This is a genomic window from Streptomyces sp. NPDC048349 (genome assembly GCF_040651925.1).
GTDB lineage: Bacteria > Actinomycetota > Actinomycetes > Streptomycetales > Streptomycetaceae > Streptomyces.
In genome coordinates, this window is sequence record NZ_JBEZLA010000014.1 from 1 (window position 1) to 14,935 (window position 14,935).

Annotated in this window: 14 protein-coding genes; 5 read left to right on the top strand and 9 right to left on the bottom strand. The window is 70.7% G+C overall.

The window, feature by feature from the left end; all coding sequences use genetic code 11:
- Positions 1 to 91: 91 nt before the first annotated feature.
- Positions 92 to 721, bottom strand: coding sequence for a class I SAM-dependent methyltransferase (locus AB0D44_RS10620; protein ID WP_362587518.1), 630 nt, complete (start codon positions 719 to 721; stop codon positions 92 to 94).
- Positions 722 to 832: 111 nt separating this feature from the next.
- Between AB0D44_RS10620 and AB0D44_RS10625 the strand changes: the two genes are divergently transcribed.
- Positions 833 to 1,288 carry a hypothetical protein gene (locus AB0D44_RS10625; RefSeq protein WP_362587521.1) on the top strand — a complete coding sequence of 152 codons (456 nt, stop codon included), beginning with the start codon at positions 833 to 835 and terminating at the stop codon, positions 1,286 to 1,288.
- A gap of 129 nt (positions 1,289 to 1,417) precedes the next feature.
- On the opposite strand, the gene AB0D44_RS10630 is transcribed toward AB0D44_RS10625, so the two are convergent.
- Genes AB0D44_RS10630 through AB0D44_RS10640 form a run of 3 tightly spaced genes read right to left on the bottom strand, consistent with a single transcriptional unit; the run spans position 1,418 to position 3,845 of the window.
- A complete protein-coding gene (locus AB0D44_RS10630; protein WP_362587523.1) occupies positions 1,418 to 2,194 on the bottom strand; it encodes an ABC transporter permease in 777 nt (258 codons plus the stop codon).
- A complete protein-coding gene (locus AB0D44_RS10635; protein ID WP_362587526.1) occupies positions 2,191 to 3,153 on the bottom strand; it encodes an ATP-binding cassette domain-containing protein in 963 nt (320 codons plus the stop codon). The genes AB0D44_RS10630 and AB0D44_RS10635 overlap by 4 nt, the downstream gene beginning before the upstream one ends.
- 26 nt (positions 3,154 to 3,179) lie before the next feature.
- Complete coding sequence (locus AB0D44_RS10640) at positions 3,180 to 3,845, bottom strand: DUF4097 family beta strand repeat-containing protein (protein ID WP_362587529.1); 666 nt, start codon at positions 3,843 to 3,845, stop codon at positions 3,180 to 3,182.
- A gap of 234 nt (positions 3,846 to 4,079) precedes the next feature.
- Here AB0D44_RS10640 and AB0D44_RS10645 point away from each other — a divergent pair, with 234 nt between their 5' ends.
- Both AB0D44_RS10645 and AB0D44_RS10650 read left to right on the top strand, forming a co-directional pair.
- Complete coding sequence (locus tag AB0D44_RS10645) at positions 4,080 to 4,814, top strand: helix-turn-helix domain-containing protein (RefSeq protein WP_362587693.1); 735 nt, start codon at positions 4,080 to 4,082, stop codon at positions 4,812 to 4,814.
- A gap of 181 nt (positions 4,815 to 4,995) precedes the next feature.
- Positions 4,996 to 6,036, top strand: coding sequence for a vWA domain-containing protein (locus AB0D44_RS10650; RefSeq protein WP_362587532.1), 1,041 nt, complete (start codon positions 4,996 to 4,998; stop codon positions 6,034 to 6,036).
- Positions 6,037 to 6,139: 103 nt separating this feature from the next.
- Here the strand turns inward: AB0D44_RS10650 and AB0D44_RS10655 are convergent, their stop codons facing one another.
- Complete coding sequence (locus AB0D44_RS10655) at positions 6,140 to 6,463, bottom strand: hypothetical protein (RefSeq protein ID WP_362587534.1); 324 nt, start codon at positions 6,461 to 6,463, stop codon at positions 6,140 to 6,142.
- Positions 6,464 to 6,770: 307 nt separating this feature from the next.
- Here AB0D44_RS10655 and AB0D44_RS10660 point away from each other — a divergent pair, with 307 nt between their 5' ends.
- The gene (locus AB0D44_RS10660) at positions 6,771 to 9,524 is read left to right on the top strand and encodes a PKD domain-containing protein (protein ID WP_362587536.1); all 2,754 of its coding nucleotides are present in this window, start codon (positions 6,771 to 6,773) and stop codon (positions 9,522 to 9,524) included.
- Between the two features lie 123 nt (positions 9,525 to 9,647).
- Here the strand turns inward: AB0D44_RS10660 and AB0D44_RS10665 are convergent, their stop codons facing one another.
- A complete protein-coding gene (locus AB0D44_RS10665; RefSeq protein WP_362587539.1) occupies positions 9,648 to 10,646 on the bottom strand; it encodes a DMT family transporter in 999 nt (332 codons plus the stop codon).
- 151 nt (positions 10,647 to 10,797) lie between these two features.
- Between AB0D44_RS10665 and AB0D44_RS10670 the strand changes: the two genes are divergently transcribed.
- The gene (locus AB0D44_RS10670) at positions 10,798 to 12,204 is read left to right on the top strand and encodes an MFS transporter (protein ID WP_362587542.1); all 1,407 of its coding nucleotides are present in this window, start codon (positions 10,798 to 10,800) and stop codon (positions 12,202 to 12,204) included.
- A 146-nt stretch (positions 12,205 to 12,350) separates the two neighbouring features.
- Here the strand turns inward: AB0D44_RS10670 and AB0D44_RS10675 are convergent, their stop codons facing one another.
- From AB0D44_RS10675 to AB0D44_RS10685, 3 genes are all read right to left on the bottom strand, one after another.
- Positions 12,351 to 12,761 (bottom strand): acyl-CoA carboxylase epsilon subunit, encoded by a 411-nt coding sequence (locus AB0D44_RS10675; RefSeq protein WP_362587545.1) that lies wholly within the window; start codon positions 12,759 to 12,761, stop codon positions 12,351 to 12,353.
- A 302-nt stretch (positions 12,762 to 13,063) separates the two neighbouring features.
- A complete protein-coding gene (locus AB0D44_RS10680; protein ID WP_362587548.1) occupies positions 13,064 to 13,246 on the bottom strand; it encodes a DUF5302 domain-containing protein in 183 nt (60 codons plus the stop codon).
- A gap of 104 nt (positions 13,247 to 13,350) precedes the next feature.
- Positions 13,351 to 14,916: an MFS transporter gene (locus AB0D44_RS10685; RefSeq protein WP_362587551.1), complete on the bottom strand. Its 1,566-nt coding sequence runs from the start codon at positions 14,914 to 14,916 to the stop codon at positions 13,351 to 13,353.
- Positions 14,917 to 14,935 lie beyond the last annotated feature (19 nt).

A 14,935-nucleotide genomic window follows, 5' to 3' on the forward strand; every position in this document is an offset into this window, starting at 1 on the left:
TAGCGGTCCGATGATTTCCCATGCCTGATCGGTCAGTTCATGACGTCGCACCACGAACGGAGTAACGACCGATCGACATTGCGGACACGCCCTAGGGGCGGCGGGCCAGCAGGTGGGCGTCGAGGAAGCCACGCTCGGAGGCCGGGTCGTGGACCAGTCGGGCGGACGTGACGAGTCCGGCCCCGGTCAGCAGTTCGGCGAAGCGGTCCACCGGCCAGCTGTAGGCGGGCGTCACCTTGTGGTCGAAGCGGACCGGCTGCGGTCCGTCGGTCGCGAAGAACGAGGTCAGGAGCAGACCCCCCGGCGTCAGGACACGCACTTGCTCGGCCAGCAGTGCGGGCAGTTCTGCGGGTGGGGTGTGGATCATCGAGTAGTGGGCCAGCACGCCGCCGAGGGCGCCGTCCTCGAGTGGCAGGGCCTCCATCCGCGCCTCGTCGAAGCGCAGGGCCGGATGGGCCCGCCGGGCGTGGTCGACCATGGCCGGGGAGAGGTCGAGCCCGAGGGGGTCCAGTCCCAGCTCGTGCAGCATCGCCGTCAGATGTCCGGGGCCGCAGCCGACGTCGGCTGCCCGTGGGTTCCCCGTCCCGCGCACCAGTTCGGCGAAGGCGGCGATCATGGCCCGGGTGAACGGCCGCGTCTCCAGCCGATCGGCGAACAACGACGCGTACAGCTCGACGACCCCGTCGTAGGCCGCCCTGGTCTCGTCCTGGTGCTCCGTCACGGAGAAGAAGCTAACAGTCGCGCCGACGAGAGGACTCTACAGGTGTAGAGTGCAACTCGGTCTCGACCTCTACGGATGTAGAGGGGGATTGGCCCTACCCGAGGAGTCACGATGAGCGCGACCGTTCCGTCCGTCCTGCGGCACAAGGCCGGGCCGCTGCGCCCCTTCACCGTGGGGGCCGGCGGCTTCGTGTTGTTGGGGACGGGGCACCTTGCCCTTGCCGTTGCTGCGGCCTGGGGTGACCGGAGTCCCGAGCAAGAAGCCTCTTCGGCGGCCATGCGGGCATCGAGCGTGACGCTGCTGGGTCTGGAGCGCAGCACTCTCGATGTCGTCCACGGCATGAGTTCCGTCATGGCCCTGTTCATCATCTCCACTGCGCTCCTGGCCCTGTTCGCCGCCCGGCACGCCCCGGCCCTGGTCGAGCGGCGCACTGCCTTCGGGTGGACGCTCCTCGCCGTCTCGCTCGTGGGTCTGGCGCTGTCGGTCGTGTTCCTGCCCCCGCCGCCGATCGTCGTCCTCACCGTCACCAGCTGCGCGTTCGCGCTGTCCCTGCGGCGTGCCGCGTGACGAGGAGGTCTTCGGTGGGTGCGGAAGGGTCGTCCCGACTGGCATGGGGGAACGGAGGGGCGGCGTACGCCGACGTGGTGTCGGGGTACGCCGCCCTGGGGTGCGGGTGGACCCGCGTGGTCATGGTGGTTACTTCGGGTCGCTGTTGAACTTCGAGGCCGACCAGAAGTAGCCGAGCACTGCGAGGCCCAGGCTCCAGGCAAGGGCGAGCCAGCCGTTGTGGCCGATCTCGGTGCCGAGCAGCAGGCCGCGCAGGGTTTCGATGGCCGGGGTGAAGGGCTGGTACTGGGCGATCGGCTGGAACCAGCCGGGCATGGCGTCGATGGGCACGAAGGCGCTGGAGATGAGGGGGAGGAGGATCAGCGGCATCGCGTTGTTGCTGGCGGCCTCGGCGTTGGGGCTGATGAGGCCCATGCCGACGGCGATCCAGGTGAGCGCCAGGGCGAAGAGGACGAGCAGGCCGAATGCCGCGAGCCATTCCAGGGCGGTGGCGTGGGTGGAGCGGAAGCCCATGGCCACGGAGACGGCGCCGACGAGGACCACGCTGGCGACCGATTGCAGCACGCTGCCGATGACGTGGCCGATGAGCACCGAGCCGCGGTGGATCGCCATGGTGCGGAAGCGGGCGATGATGCCCTCGGTCATGTCGTTGGAGACGGACACCGCGGTGCCGACGACGGTGGAGCCGATGGTCATGAGCAGGATGCCGGGGACGATGTAGGCGATGTAGGCGGAGCGGCCCGCGCCGCCGCTCATCGCGTTGCCGAAGATGTAGACGAACAGCAACAGCAGCATGACCGGGGTGAGCAGCAGGTTCAGGGTCAGCGACGGGTAGCGGCGGGCGTGCAGGAGGTTGCGCCGCAGCATCGTGGTCGAGTCGCGGACGGCGAGGGAGAGGGCGCTCATCGGACGGTCTCCTTGGGCTGGTGGGGGAGGGTGGTCTCGCCGGTGAGGGCGAAGAAGACGTCGTCGAGGTCGGGGGTGTGGACGGTGAGTTCGTCGGCTTCGATGCCGGCGGAGTCCAGCCGGTCGAGGAGGGAGCGCAGTTCGCGCTGGGTGCCGCCGCTGGGGATCTGCAGGGCCAGGGCCTCGTCGTCGCGGGCGGTCCCGCGCAGGGTGGTGGAGGCGGTCCGGTAGGCGGCGGGGTCGGTGAAGCGGAGGCGGACGTGGCCGCCGGGGACGAGGCGCTTGAGTTCCTCGGCGGTGCCCTGGGCGGCGATCTTGCCGTTGTCGAGGACGGCGATGCGGTCGGCGAGTTCGTCGGCTTCCTCGAGGTACTGGGTGGTGAGGAAGACGGTGACGCCGCCCGTGACGAGGTCGCGGATGATCTGCCACATGGTGTGGCGGGAGCGGGGGTCGAGGCCGGTGGTCGGCTCGTCGAGGAAGATGATCTGCGGGTTGCCGACCAGGGTCATGGCGATGTCGAGGCGGCGCTTCATGCCCCCGGAGTAGGTGGAGGCGGGCTTCTTCGCGGCCTCCACCAGGTCGAAGCGTTCGAGGAGTTCGGCGGCGACCCGTCGTCCCCGGTGGCGCGGGAGGTGGTGCAGGTCGGCCATGAGGAGCATGTTCTCCTCGCCGGTGATCAGTCCGTCGACGGCGGAGAACTGTCCGGTGACGCCGATCGCGGCGCGGACCGCCTGCGGGTCTGCGGTCAGGTCGTGGCCGCCGACGCGGATCTCGCCGGAGCCGGGGCCGGGTGAGACGAGGGTGGAGAGGATCTTCACGGCGGTGGTCTTTCCGGCGCCGTTGGGGCCGAGCAGGGAGAAGACCGTGCCCGGCGGGACGTGCAGGTCGATGCCGTCGAGCACGACTTTGTCGCCGTAGGACTTGTGCAGGTCGTTCGCCGCGATGGCCATGTTGGTCATGGGGATGCTCCTCGGGAGGCTGCGGATCAGAGGCTGCGGGCGGTGATGTCGCCGTGGGAGGTGGTGGCGCGGATGTCGAGTTGGGCGGTGCCGTCGTTCTTGAGGGCGTTGCTGACGCGGCCGTAGCCGGTGCCGGCGTCCAGGGCGGCCGAGACGCCGGCGCCGGCGACGACCTCGATGTCGCCGGACTGGGTGTGCAGGACGACCGTGCCGCGCAGGGCCTCGGTGATCCGGATGTCGCCCCGTGCGGTGCTGATCTCGGCGGGGCCGGCCAGCCGGCCGATCTCGACGTCGCCGTCGACCGCGGTGAGGCGGACGCTCGCGGCCTCGTCGATCTTGATCTGGCGGTACGCGCCGTCGAAGGCGACGTCGCCGAGCCGTCCCACTCCGCGGAGCTCGGCGGCGGCGGCCCTGCCCTCGATGCGGGAGCCGGCGGGCAGCTGGACGGTGACCTCCAGGGATCCGGAGGGGCCGAAGAGCTTGTTGTCGGGGGCCGGGGCCGTGATCCGCAGGACGCCGTCGGCGTAGGCGACGGTGGTCTGCTCGGCGGTCTTGGTGTCGCGGCTCTTGGAGGGGTTGGCGGGCCGGATCTCCACGGTGGTGTCGGCCCGGTCCGCGGCGATGAACTGGACGCGTCCGGCGGGGAGGTCCAGGACGGCGGAGATCGGGGTGGCCGTGGCGAACTTCTGCATGGTGGTCTCCTGCGACTCGTTGTTTCCGATGACAGAAACGCTACGTTGCTTTCTGAAGGACGACAACTAGTTCGTTGCACTGACTTTGTGTTTATGCAGGTGAGAGGCTGGAAAGTGTTGCAAGGGGTGGCAAGTTAACGCAACGAAGAAGGGTGCGGTCATTGCAATGAGCCGGGAGTGAACGCTATAGTGGGGGTGCGGACCGCCGCGCGAACGACGACCAAGGAGATGGCGATGCCGGGAGGCAGGCTCACCCAGCAGGAACGGCAGCAGATCGCACTGGGGGTGACAGACGGCCTCGCCTACGCCGAGATCGCCCGACGCCTCGACCGTCCGACCTCGACGATCACGCGTGAGGTGATGCGCAACGGCGGCCCCACCGGCTACCGCGCCGACCTGGCCCACCGCGCCACCGAACGCCGCGCGCAGCGGCGCAGGCAGGCCGCGCCCCGGAGTGTGGAGGCGTCACCGCAGCCCTACGGGCGCGATGCCGAGGCCGTGCGCGAGTACGAGGAGGTGTTCACCACCGTCATGATGGCTTCGGGCATGCCCAAGATGATGGCCCGGGTGATGGCCTGCCTCACCCTCACGGACAGCGGGAGCCTCACCGCGTCCGAACTCGTCGAGCGCCTCCAGGTCAGCCCGGCGTCCATCTCCAAGGCGATCGCGTTCCTCGACAGCCAGGGCATGGTCCGCCGGGAGCGCGACGAACGCCGCCGCGAGCGCTACGTCGTCGACGACGACATCTGGTACCAGTCGATGCTGGCCAGCGCCCGGGCGGCCGCCCAGATCGTCGAGACCGCGCGGCAGGGCGTCGGGGTCCTCGGCTCCGGCACCCCGGCCGGCGCCCGCCTCGAGAACGTCGCCCGGTTCCTCGACTTCGTCTCGGAGAGCACCGCCCGCGCCGCCGAGCAGGCCCGCGAGATCCTCCACGCGAAGCCCGCAGCCGACTCGGACGGCGTCGGCTGACGGGTCGTCGGTGACGGCGGGGCGGGGCCGCGGGTCCGTGCGGCCGCAACCGGGCGGGGCCCGGGTCCGTGCGGCCGCACCCGGACGCGGCCGTCCCGGGATCCGGCTCGCAGTCCGCGATCGATTGTCAGTGGCGGATGGGAGGATCGGAGTATCGAGTCGGAAAGCGGGGGAGCCGTTCATGTCCGGAAACCAGAACTACATCAATCACGTTGCTCTCGTATTGGACGCCAGTTCGTCCATGTCGCACCTGAGCGGCAAGGTCGTCGAAGTCGCCGACCAGCAGATTGCCTATCTGGCCCGCCGGTCGCAGGAATTGGACCAGGAAACCCGGGTCACGGTGTATGTCTTCGCGGACAAGGCGGAGTGCGTCATCTACGACAAGGACGTGCTGCGCATGCCGTCCTTGAAGGAGCTCTACCGGCCCGGCGGAATGACGGCCCTGCTGGCGGCCACGCTGAAGTCGCAGCGGGAGCTGGCGCAGACGGCTCAGCTGTACGGCGACCACAGCTTCCTCACGTTCGTCCTGACCGACGGGCAGGAGAACGCGAGCCACCGCTGTCCGGACGCTCCCAGCAAGGACCCCCGTGAACTGGTGCGGGCCGTGGGCACCATGATGGAGACGCAGGCGGACAACTGGACGCTGGCGGTCCTCGTGCCGGACCAGATGGGCAAGCGCGAGGCCATGCAGTGCGGATTCCCGAAGGACAACATCGCCATCTGGGATGCCACGAGCACCCAGGGCCTGGAGGAAGCCGGACAGGTCATCCTGAAGGCCACCGAGAATTTCATGGTAGGCCGCAGCAAGGGCATTCGGGGATCTCGCGCGGTGTTCTCCACGGGTGGAGAGACGGTCAACAAGGACACCATCGCGGCGGCCGGTCTGGCCCCGGTCGATCCGTCGCACTACCACCTGATTCCCGTGGCCCGCGAAGCGGCGATCCGGGAGTGGGTCGTCGAGTCCGGGCACACGTACCGGACCGGCTGTGCGTTTTACCAGCTGAGCAAGTCGGAAAAGATTCAGGCGCAGAAGCAGATCGCGGTGCTGGAAAAGAAGACGGACCAGGTGTACACGGGACCGCAGGCCCGAGCCCTGCTCGGTCTGCCGAACTCGGAGGTCCGCGTCAAGCCGGACCACAACGACGACTTCACGATCTTCGTACAGAGCACCAGCGTGAACCGGAAGCTCGTACCGCGTACGCGGCTGCTGGTCATGGCCTGACGGCCGGGAAGCCCTGCCCTTCCCCCAAGTGGCACGGGGAGGGCGGGGCTTTCGCCGAGGGAGGCGGTGGGGCGTCCCGGGTGTTGCCGGCTGTTACGGACTGTTACGGGCGGCCTGACGGCCAGCCGGTGGGGCCGGCCGGCGGGTAGCCGGGCCACATCACGGCGGGCTGCCGGCGTGCGCGCCGCCTGCGGGCTTCGCGGACGAGGAAGGCGCTTCCCGAGGTGAGAGTGGCGATGAACGACAGCGTCCCGACCGACGAGCGCCACGGGGCGGCCTCTCCCAGGGCGTCCATCCACACCTGTGACGTGGCTGCCGCCAGGGCCAGCAGCAAGGGGATCCTGGCCCAGGGCGACAGCTTGCGGCTCGTCACGACGAAGGCGTAGCCGAGGGCCACGCCGGGCGTCGCGACCACGAGCGCGCCCACGCATATGAAGAAAAGAAAGGCGATGACCATGTCGCGCCGACCTCCGGATCTCATGGCGACCCGTCACGAGGGCAGGCGGATCCACATCCCCCCTGCTCCGGCAGGTTCCCGCGGCCATGCTCGCAGAAAAACTGAACACGTTCAATGCAGGAGATCGCCACCGTGGTGTGACATGCGCTGTCAGCGCGGTGGATGATGATCGCCTCAGTACGGGGTCGCGTGCCCGGGGAGAGTTGGGGGGACCGGCTCTTGATGGCCGTGCCGCTCGTGCTGCTCTCACCGCTCATTTGCCGAAGGAAGCCTTCTGGTGCGTCCCACTCGTACGACGGTCCTGCTCACCGCAGGCCTCGTCGCCCTTCTCGGTGTTCCGGCTGCTGCGGCCGCCGAGACGCCGTCCAGCCTGTACGTGAACAACACGGCCGGAGCCAACTGCACCGACACCGGAGCCGGTTCGCAGGCCGCGCCGTTCTGTACGATCTCGGCCGCGGCCAAGGCCGTACAGCCGGGGCAGACCGTGCGCATCAAGCCGGGCAAGGTGTACGCCGAGTCCGTCACCGTCGACCGGTCCGGCGAGCCGGGCAGGCCGATCAGCTTCGTCGCCGACGGCCCGAACCCTTCCGACCAGGTCGCCATCGGCAGCAAGGGCCTGACCGTCAGCGGCGCCTCGCACGTGGTCGTGCGCGGGCTGCGCGTCTACGGGGGCGTCAGGATCACCGGCTCCACCGACGTCGAGCTGGACCGGTCCTTCGCCACCGGCGCGGGACCCTCGCCCGTCTCCCTCGTCGTCGACGGGGCGAGCGCGGACGTGCGCGTCAGCCGGAGCGAGCTGGCCACGACCGCCCAGATCGAGGGCGGCGCGCGGGGCACCGTGCTCAGCCGCAACGAGCTGCAGGGGTACGTGATGCCCGCGGTGCAGGTGTGGGACGCGCCCGGCACGGTCGTCACCAACAACACGCTGAGCCTGGAATGCGAGGCGGCCCTCTCGCTCGGCGGCGGCTCGACCGGCTCGGCGGTGTTCAACAACCTGATCCGCCTCGACGACGAGTTCCCGTGCCCGGACCCCGCTCCGCGCAGCGGCATCGTGGTGTCGCAGAGCGCAGCGGCCGGCACCCGCGCCGACTACAACCTGATCACCGGGGTGGCGGTGGCCAACCGGGTGGCGTACAAGTGGGCCGGCGGCGACTACACGACCCAGGCGGCCTACACGGCCGCGACCGGGCAGGGCGCGCACGACGTCCTGCGGGCGTCGGGAGCGGGGGCGAGTTTCGACAGCCCGGGCTCCCCCACGATCGACTCCGGTGACCCGACGGCGCCGGGCGTGCTGCCCACCGACCGGACGGGGATGGCGACGTCGGACGACCCGACGGTGGCGAACACGGGCAAGGACGGCGGGTACGTCGACCGCGGTGCCCGCGAGTCGCGTGACGTCCTGGGCGAGGCCCGGGTGGAGCTCGACCAGACGTGGGCGCCGGCGGGGACGGCGGTGAAGGCGACGGCGTCCGTGAAGAGCAGCTGGAACAGTGCGCTGACGTATTCCTTCGACTTCGGTGACGGGACGGCTCCGGTCGTCACCAAGGAGCGGGCCACCGGGCACGTGTACGGCTCGCCGTGCGCGTGCGTGGTGAAGGTGACGGCGGTGAACGACGCCGGGACGAAGGCGTCCGCGGAGACCTCGGCGAAGGTGACGGCGGCCGGTCCGCTGACCGCGGGCTTCACGGACACGCCGGTGCTGCCCGACTGGTACGACATGAAGACGTACGTCGCACCGCTGAGCATCGAGGTCGACCCGCGGACCGCCACCCGGGCGCCGTGGCCCGTGCAGGGCGTGGAGGTGGACTTCGGTGACGGCACGTCCGAGGCGCGCAGCGGCCTGGAGGCCGTCCGGCACGGTTACGCCCAGCCCGGTGAGTACACCGTGAAGGTCACGGTCCGGGACGTGAAGGGGGCGGTGTCCACGGTCGGCCGGAGCGTCAAGGTCGCCTATGCGCCGTCCGGTTACGTGGCGGTCGCTCCGCACCGGGTGCTGGACACGCGTACCACCGACACGCCGTTGCAGGGGGGTACGGCCCGTGCCGTGACCGTGCCGGTGGCCCACCAGGAGTCGGGGCTCGCGCATGCCGCCGGTGCGACGGCGGCCGTGTTGAACGTGACCGTGACGGGGGCCTCGCAGGACACGCACCTGAGTGTGTGGCCTTCCGGTCAGCCGCGTCCGGTGAGCTCGAACGTGAACGTCCGCGCGGGCGGTACCTCGTCCAACACGGTCACCGTGCCGGTGGGCGCGGCCAGCCAGGTGCTGGCCCAGCTCAATTCGGGCCGGGCCTCGCTCGTCGTCGACTTCGTGGGCTACTACCAGCCGAACAGCGGCGACCGGTTCTCGTCGGCTCCCCAGACGCGTCTCTTCGACACCCGTACCACCGGTGAGCCGCTGAAGGGCGGGCAGCCGCGGACGGTCAAGGTCGCCGGCGTGTACGGCGTCCCGGCCGATGCGGTCGCCGTCGCGGTCAACCTGACCGGCACGGGCGCCACGGAGAACGCGCACGTCATCGCCTACCCGTATGCGGCGAGCCGGCCCGCGACGTCCAACTTGAACCTGGAGCCCGGCAAGGACAAGTCCAACCAGGCGATCGTTCCGGTGGGTCCGGACGGGACCATCACCCTCTACACCAACACCGGTTCCGCCCATGTGGTCCTGGACGCGGCCGGCTTCTACTCCAGGAACGGCAGGGCCCTCTTCACGCCGGTCGTCCCCCAGCGCCTCGCCGACACCCGCAGCACCGGCAAGCTCGCTCCGGGCGCCGTCACCGCGGTCACGGGTCTGGCGGCGAACGCGCTCGGCGCGGTCGTGAACGTCACCGCGACCGATTCGACGGCCCCCGGCTTCCTCAGCATCACCGGGGACGGGTACGGCCGCCCGGGGACCAGCAGCCTTCAGACGCGGCCCGGTGAGACGGTCCCGAACCACGTCACCACGTCCGTCTCGCAGGGGCGCGTCGAAATCTGGAACAGCTACGGCGGCAGCACCCACGTGATCACCGATCTCCTGGGCTACTTCACGCCGTAGGGGCGGGGCGGCGCGACGGACACGTCGGCCCCGAGACAGACGAGGGACACGGGAAGCCCCGGCCACCGCGACGAGCGGGGGCCGGGGCTTGTGCGTGCCGGGGTCGGAGTCGGTGCGGTCGCCTCACCCGGCCGGGGGGCGGGGGGCGGGGCGCCTGCGGGAGATGGCCACTCCGGCCAGGCAGATCGCGCCGCCCAGGAGGGTCAGGGCGGCCGGGACCTCGTCCAGGGCCATCCAGGCGATGAGGATCACGACGGCGGGGACGGCGTAGGTGGTCGCGCCCATCTTTCCGGCGGTGGTCCTGGACAGGGCGTACGTCCACGTGGTGAAGGCCAGGGCGGTCGGGAAGAGGCCCAGGTAGACCATGTTGAGGGTGGCGGTCAGCGGTGCGTGCGGGAGCTGGGTCAGCAGTTGCCAGGCGAAGGGGAGGGTGACGGCGGTGCCGACGAAGCAGCCGTACGTGGTCACCTGGATCGGGGTCGCGTGCGCCAGTGCCGGCTTCTGCGAGACCACCCCGGCGCCGTAGGCGAGCGCGGCGAGCAGGCAGAGGAGGACGCCGCCGAGGGAGGAGGAGCCGCCGTCGGAGGTGGACAGGCCCACCACGGCGGCGCCGGCGAAGGAGACGCCCATGCCGACGAGCAGCATCGGCGGGAACCCCTCCCTCAGCAGCCAGCCGCTGAGCAGGGCGATCACGATCGGGCCGATGTTCACGACCATGGCCGCGGTGCCCGCGTCCACGCCCTGTTCGCCCCAGTTGAGCGCCACCATGTAGAGGCCGAACCACAGGAGTCCGGAGGTGAGGATGCCGGGCCAGGCCTGGCGGGGCGGGAAGGGGACCCGTGTGACCACGACGACGACCGCGAGGGCGAGGGAAGCCGTCAGCAGGCGTCCGAGGGCGAGTGCTCCGGGGGCGTAGTACGGGGCCGCCGCGCGGATGGAGACGAATGCGGAGGCCCAGAGGACGACGGTGACGGCAGCGGCGGCGAGGGCCCGCTTGTCGGGGGCGTGGGGGTGGTCGGGGGACGGGCCGGGGGTGGGCGGGCCGGCGAGGGGCGGGCCGGCGGGGGGTGTGGGGTCCGTGGGCGGGCGGTCGGTGGGCGGGCGGTCGGCCTTGTGATCCATGGGGGCAAGGTACTCACGGGTGTGGGGGGTGCCCACCGCGTTTTCCGGGGCCCTTGGTGGCCGGGGCGGCCCTCCGGTTGGGCTCCGCGGGATCTCGAGGGGACGGCGGGACAGTGTCGGGAATCTGTTTGCCGTCCTCAGGAGGCTGGTCATGTCCGCGCCCGTGCTCGAACCGCGCGTGGAGGCACAGCCCGCGCCGAAGGCCCGGCGGCCGCGGCCGGGGCTCGCCCTCGCCGTCATCGCCTCCTGCAACGCGATGATCCAGCTCGACGACGCCATCGTGAACATCGCCCTGCCCGGCATGCGCGCCGATCTGGGACTGTCGGACGTCGGTTCGTCCTGGGTGCTGAACGCCTACCTGCTCGCCTTCGGCGGTCTGCTGCTGCTGGGCGGGAGGGCCGGGGACATCCTCGGCCGCCGCCGGGTGTTCCTCACCGGCGTGGCGCTGTTCACGGCGGCGGCCGCGGTGCGCGGGCTCGCGTCGGGTGTGGAGCTGCTGACCGTGATCCGGGTGGTCCAGGGGATCGGGGCGGCGCTGGCGGCGCCGAGCGGGCTCGCGCTGGTGTTGAGCATGTTCGAGGAGGGTGCGCCGCGCAAGCGTGCGATCGCCGTGTGCACGGCGGCGGGGGCGATCAGTACGGCCGGGGGTCTGCTGCTGGCCGGGACGCTGTCCTCGCTGAGCTCGTGGCGTTGGGAGCTGTTGCTGAACGTTCCGCTCGGCGTGCTGATCCTGGTGCTGGGGCCGGCGGTGATCACGGAGACGCGTCGCAACCCGGGCCGTTTCGACGTGGCCGGTGCGCTGTTGTCGGCCGTGGGAGCGGCTGCGCTCGTGTACGGGCTGGCGCGGGCGGCGGAGCAGGGGCTCGGCGATGTGCGGGCGCTGATGTGCGTGGCGTGCGCGCTGGTGCTCTTCGCGGTGTTCGCGGGGGTCGAGCGGCGGGCCGCGCATCCGATCGTCCTGCTGCACCTGTTCCGGTCCCGCAACCGGGTGCTCGCGTACGCGGGGACGCTGGCCGTGCCCGGTTCGATCATGGGCGCGTACTTCTTCCTGAACCGGTACTTCCAGCAGCAGGCGGGTTACGGGCCGTTGGGCGCCGCGCTGGCGTTGACGCCGCTGGCGGCGACGATGGCGGTGATGGCGTGGACGGCCGTACGGCTGGAGCGCCAGCTCGGGCCGCGCTATCTGATGGCGGGGGGCGCCGCCCTGCTGCTCACGGGCAACCTGTGGCTGTCGCAGCTCGGGCCGGACACCTCGTACGCGGGCGGCATCCTTCCGCCGCTGCTCCTGCTGGGCGCGGGCATGGCGTGCTGTGTGATCCCGCCGACGGTGCTGGCGACGTCGGGGCTGCGGCGCGGGGAGGCCGGTGCGGCCTCCAGCATGCTCAATGCCGTGCAGACGCTGGGCGGTTCGCTGGGCCTGGCGATGCTCGTGGCGGTGGCCTCGCGCTCCGGGATGTCCCTGGGGTTCACGGCGGGCGCGGTGTGCGCGGGTATCGCGCTGCTTGCCGCGCTGCTGATCCGGCCCGGTGCGGGTGCGGAGGGCGGCGCCGGGGCCTGACCGTCTCGGGCGGAACCGGCTCGGGGCGGAACCGTTTCGGCGGTGTCCGGCTTCGCCGCGTCGGGCGGCCGTAGCGCCGTGCGCAAGCGACATGGGGCGGCATGGCCGCCCCATGTCGCTTTCGCACGGACCGTCGTGCCGGGTGGTCAGGAAGCCCAGGCGCCCGGCGGGCGGAACGGCGGGCACGGTGCGGGCGGGAGCGTGCGGGTGGCCTGCGCGGAGGGTGCGGGCCGCCGGGCCTCGTGGAGCCGGCGGAGGCGGGCGGTGAGGAGGACGGCGATGGCGGCCGTCTCCTCGGCGGTGGGGTTGCCCCTGGAGATCCGGATCGAGGCCATGGCGAGGGCCAGTGAGGAGTCCTCGGCGGCGCCCGCACCGGGAAGCTCCGGGCGGTCCTCGCGTTCCGGGCGCTCCGGGCTCCCCGTGGGCGATGGGCTGTGCGGGCGGTCCGTGGGGGCCGGGCGGTCCGTGGAAGCGGGAGTGGCGGCGGGGTGGTCCCCCGCAGGGGGGACGCGCACCGCGGGGGCGGTCGGCAGCGGACGTTCCTCGACGATGATCATGGGTGGCCCCTTTCGACACGGTCGCACCGGGAAGCGCCTGGTGCCGGACACTCCAGGTTCCGTTCGGGCGCTACAGCCCGGCTCGGGTTCCGCACGGGAATGCGTACGGAATGGCTCGCGAACACTTTGGATCATGGCCGGATCGCGACGCCCCGGGTGGGATTCTCCAGTGAAAATCCAGAAGAATTCGAGTCTCATTCCAGCGTCATTCGAGTGGATATTACAGGCGCACGAAAAAGCCGCTGCGGTCCATTCCAGCGGAATGGACCGCAGCGGCACATGAGGGGTGGAGTCGGGCTGGGTCAGCCGGTCTTCCTGCGGAAATACCGCTTCTGGCCGGCCGAACCGCTCATGTTCTTCACCTTCATGCGGCCCTCTTCGTGAGCCGTGCGGGCGCGCGATGCGTTGGACTTGCGCTCCAGTGCAGCACGGAACCTTTCCTTGGCATCTTCTGCAACGCCACCGTCGAACGACTTGTCAGTCATACGTACCTCCTGCAATCAATCGACAGAAAAAGTCTGGCACAGAATTCCTGGAATGACGACCCCGCATTACCGGCTCCGGGCAATGGAATTCGCCATTTCCGGGGTCAGGCGGTGTCAAGGAGGAGCCGGTCCTTCGCGGCGGGCGCCGCGGTCTGTGCGGAGGGCTGCTCGGGGGTCTCCTCCGGCGCGGCCTGAGGGGTCTTCGAGGCGGGCAGGAGCGGGCTGAGGAGGGCGACGAGCGCGAAGACGGCGACGTTGTACCAGAGCGTCACGGAGGTGGCGTCGCTGAAGCGGTCGGCGCGGTCGGCGGCGCCGGTGACCTCGCTGCCCGTGAGGCTGAAGAAGATGACGCCGACGATGGCGATGCCCGCGGCCGTACCGAACTGGATGACGGCGTTGACCACGCCGGATCCGGCTCCCGCGTCCTGCGGCGGGATGTCGCCGAGCACGACGTTGGTCAGGATCGGCGAGCACAGGCCCATGCCGAGGCCCACGATCAGTTCGGCGCCGGCGACGTGGTACCAGTCGATGCCCGCGCCCTGGGTCGACACCGCGAGGATCATGGCGAGGGTGCCGAGGGTCATCACGGACGTGCCGAGGGCGACGAACGTGCGCCCGTTGGCGGTGCCCTTGCGCCAGGCGATCTGGAAGGTCGCCATGATGCCGACCGGGAACGCCACGGTCACCAGCGCGGTGCGCAGCGCGGACCAGTCGAGTCCGAGCTGCATGTGGTAGGTCAGCACCAGGAAGAACGAGGTGATGCCGGAGAACGCCAGCATGACCACGACGACGCCGACCCGGAACGAGCGGTGGTGGAAGAGGGTCGGCGGGACCAGGGCGGAGCCGTCGCGGCGGTGCCTGCGCTTCTGGTGGAGGCCGAACGCGCCGAACAGCAGCACGGAGGCCGCGGCCAGCACGAACATCCAGCCCGGCCAGCCCTGTTCACGGCCCTGCACCAGGGGGTACATCAGCCCGAGCGAGGCCAGCGTGACGAGGATGACGCCGGTGATGTCCAGGCGTGGTGACTGGTCGGACTTGCTCTCGGGCATGGTCCAGGCGGCCAGGGCGATGGCGAGGATCCCGAAGGGGATGTTCACGAAGAAGATCGAGCGCCAGCCCAGGCCGAAGAGGTCGAGGTCGGTCAGTACGCCGCCCAGCAGCGGGCCGCTGACGCCGCCCAGCCCGAGGACGGCTCCCATCAGGGAGAAGGCGACGACCCATTCCTTCTGGTCGAACATCGTCATGATGACGGACATCACCTGGGGCACCATGAGCGCCGCCGTCAGGCCTTGCAGCAGGCGGCCGCCGACGAGTACGCCCGGGGTGGTGGCGAGCCCGCACACCGTCGAGGCGAGGGTGAAGCCGAGCACGCCGGTGATGAACAGCCGCTTGCGGCCGTAGATGTCGCCGAGCCGGCCGCCGGTGATCAGGAAGACCGCGAAGGCCAGTGCGTAGCCGGCCAGCGTCCACTGGGCGGTGGCGAACTCGGCGTGCAGGTCCTGCTGGATGGCCGGCAGGGCGACCGTGACGATCGTCGCGTCGACGTTGTCGAGGAAGGCGGCGAGCAGTACGACGCCGAGCGCGATCCACCGGCGCCGGGAGGCAGCGGTGGGGGGAGGCGCTACGGCCGTGGCGTCCGCCACGGGCTCCGGCGGGGTGGACGAGGACACGTGATCAACTCCTGGGAAG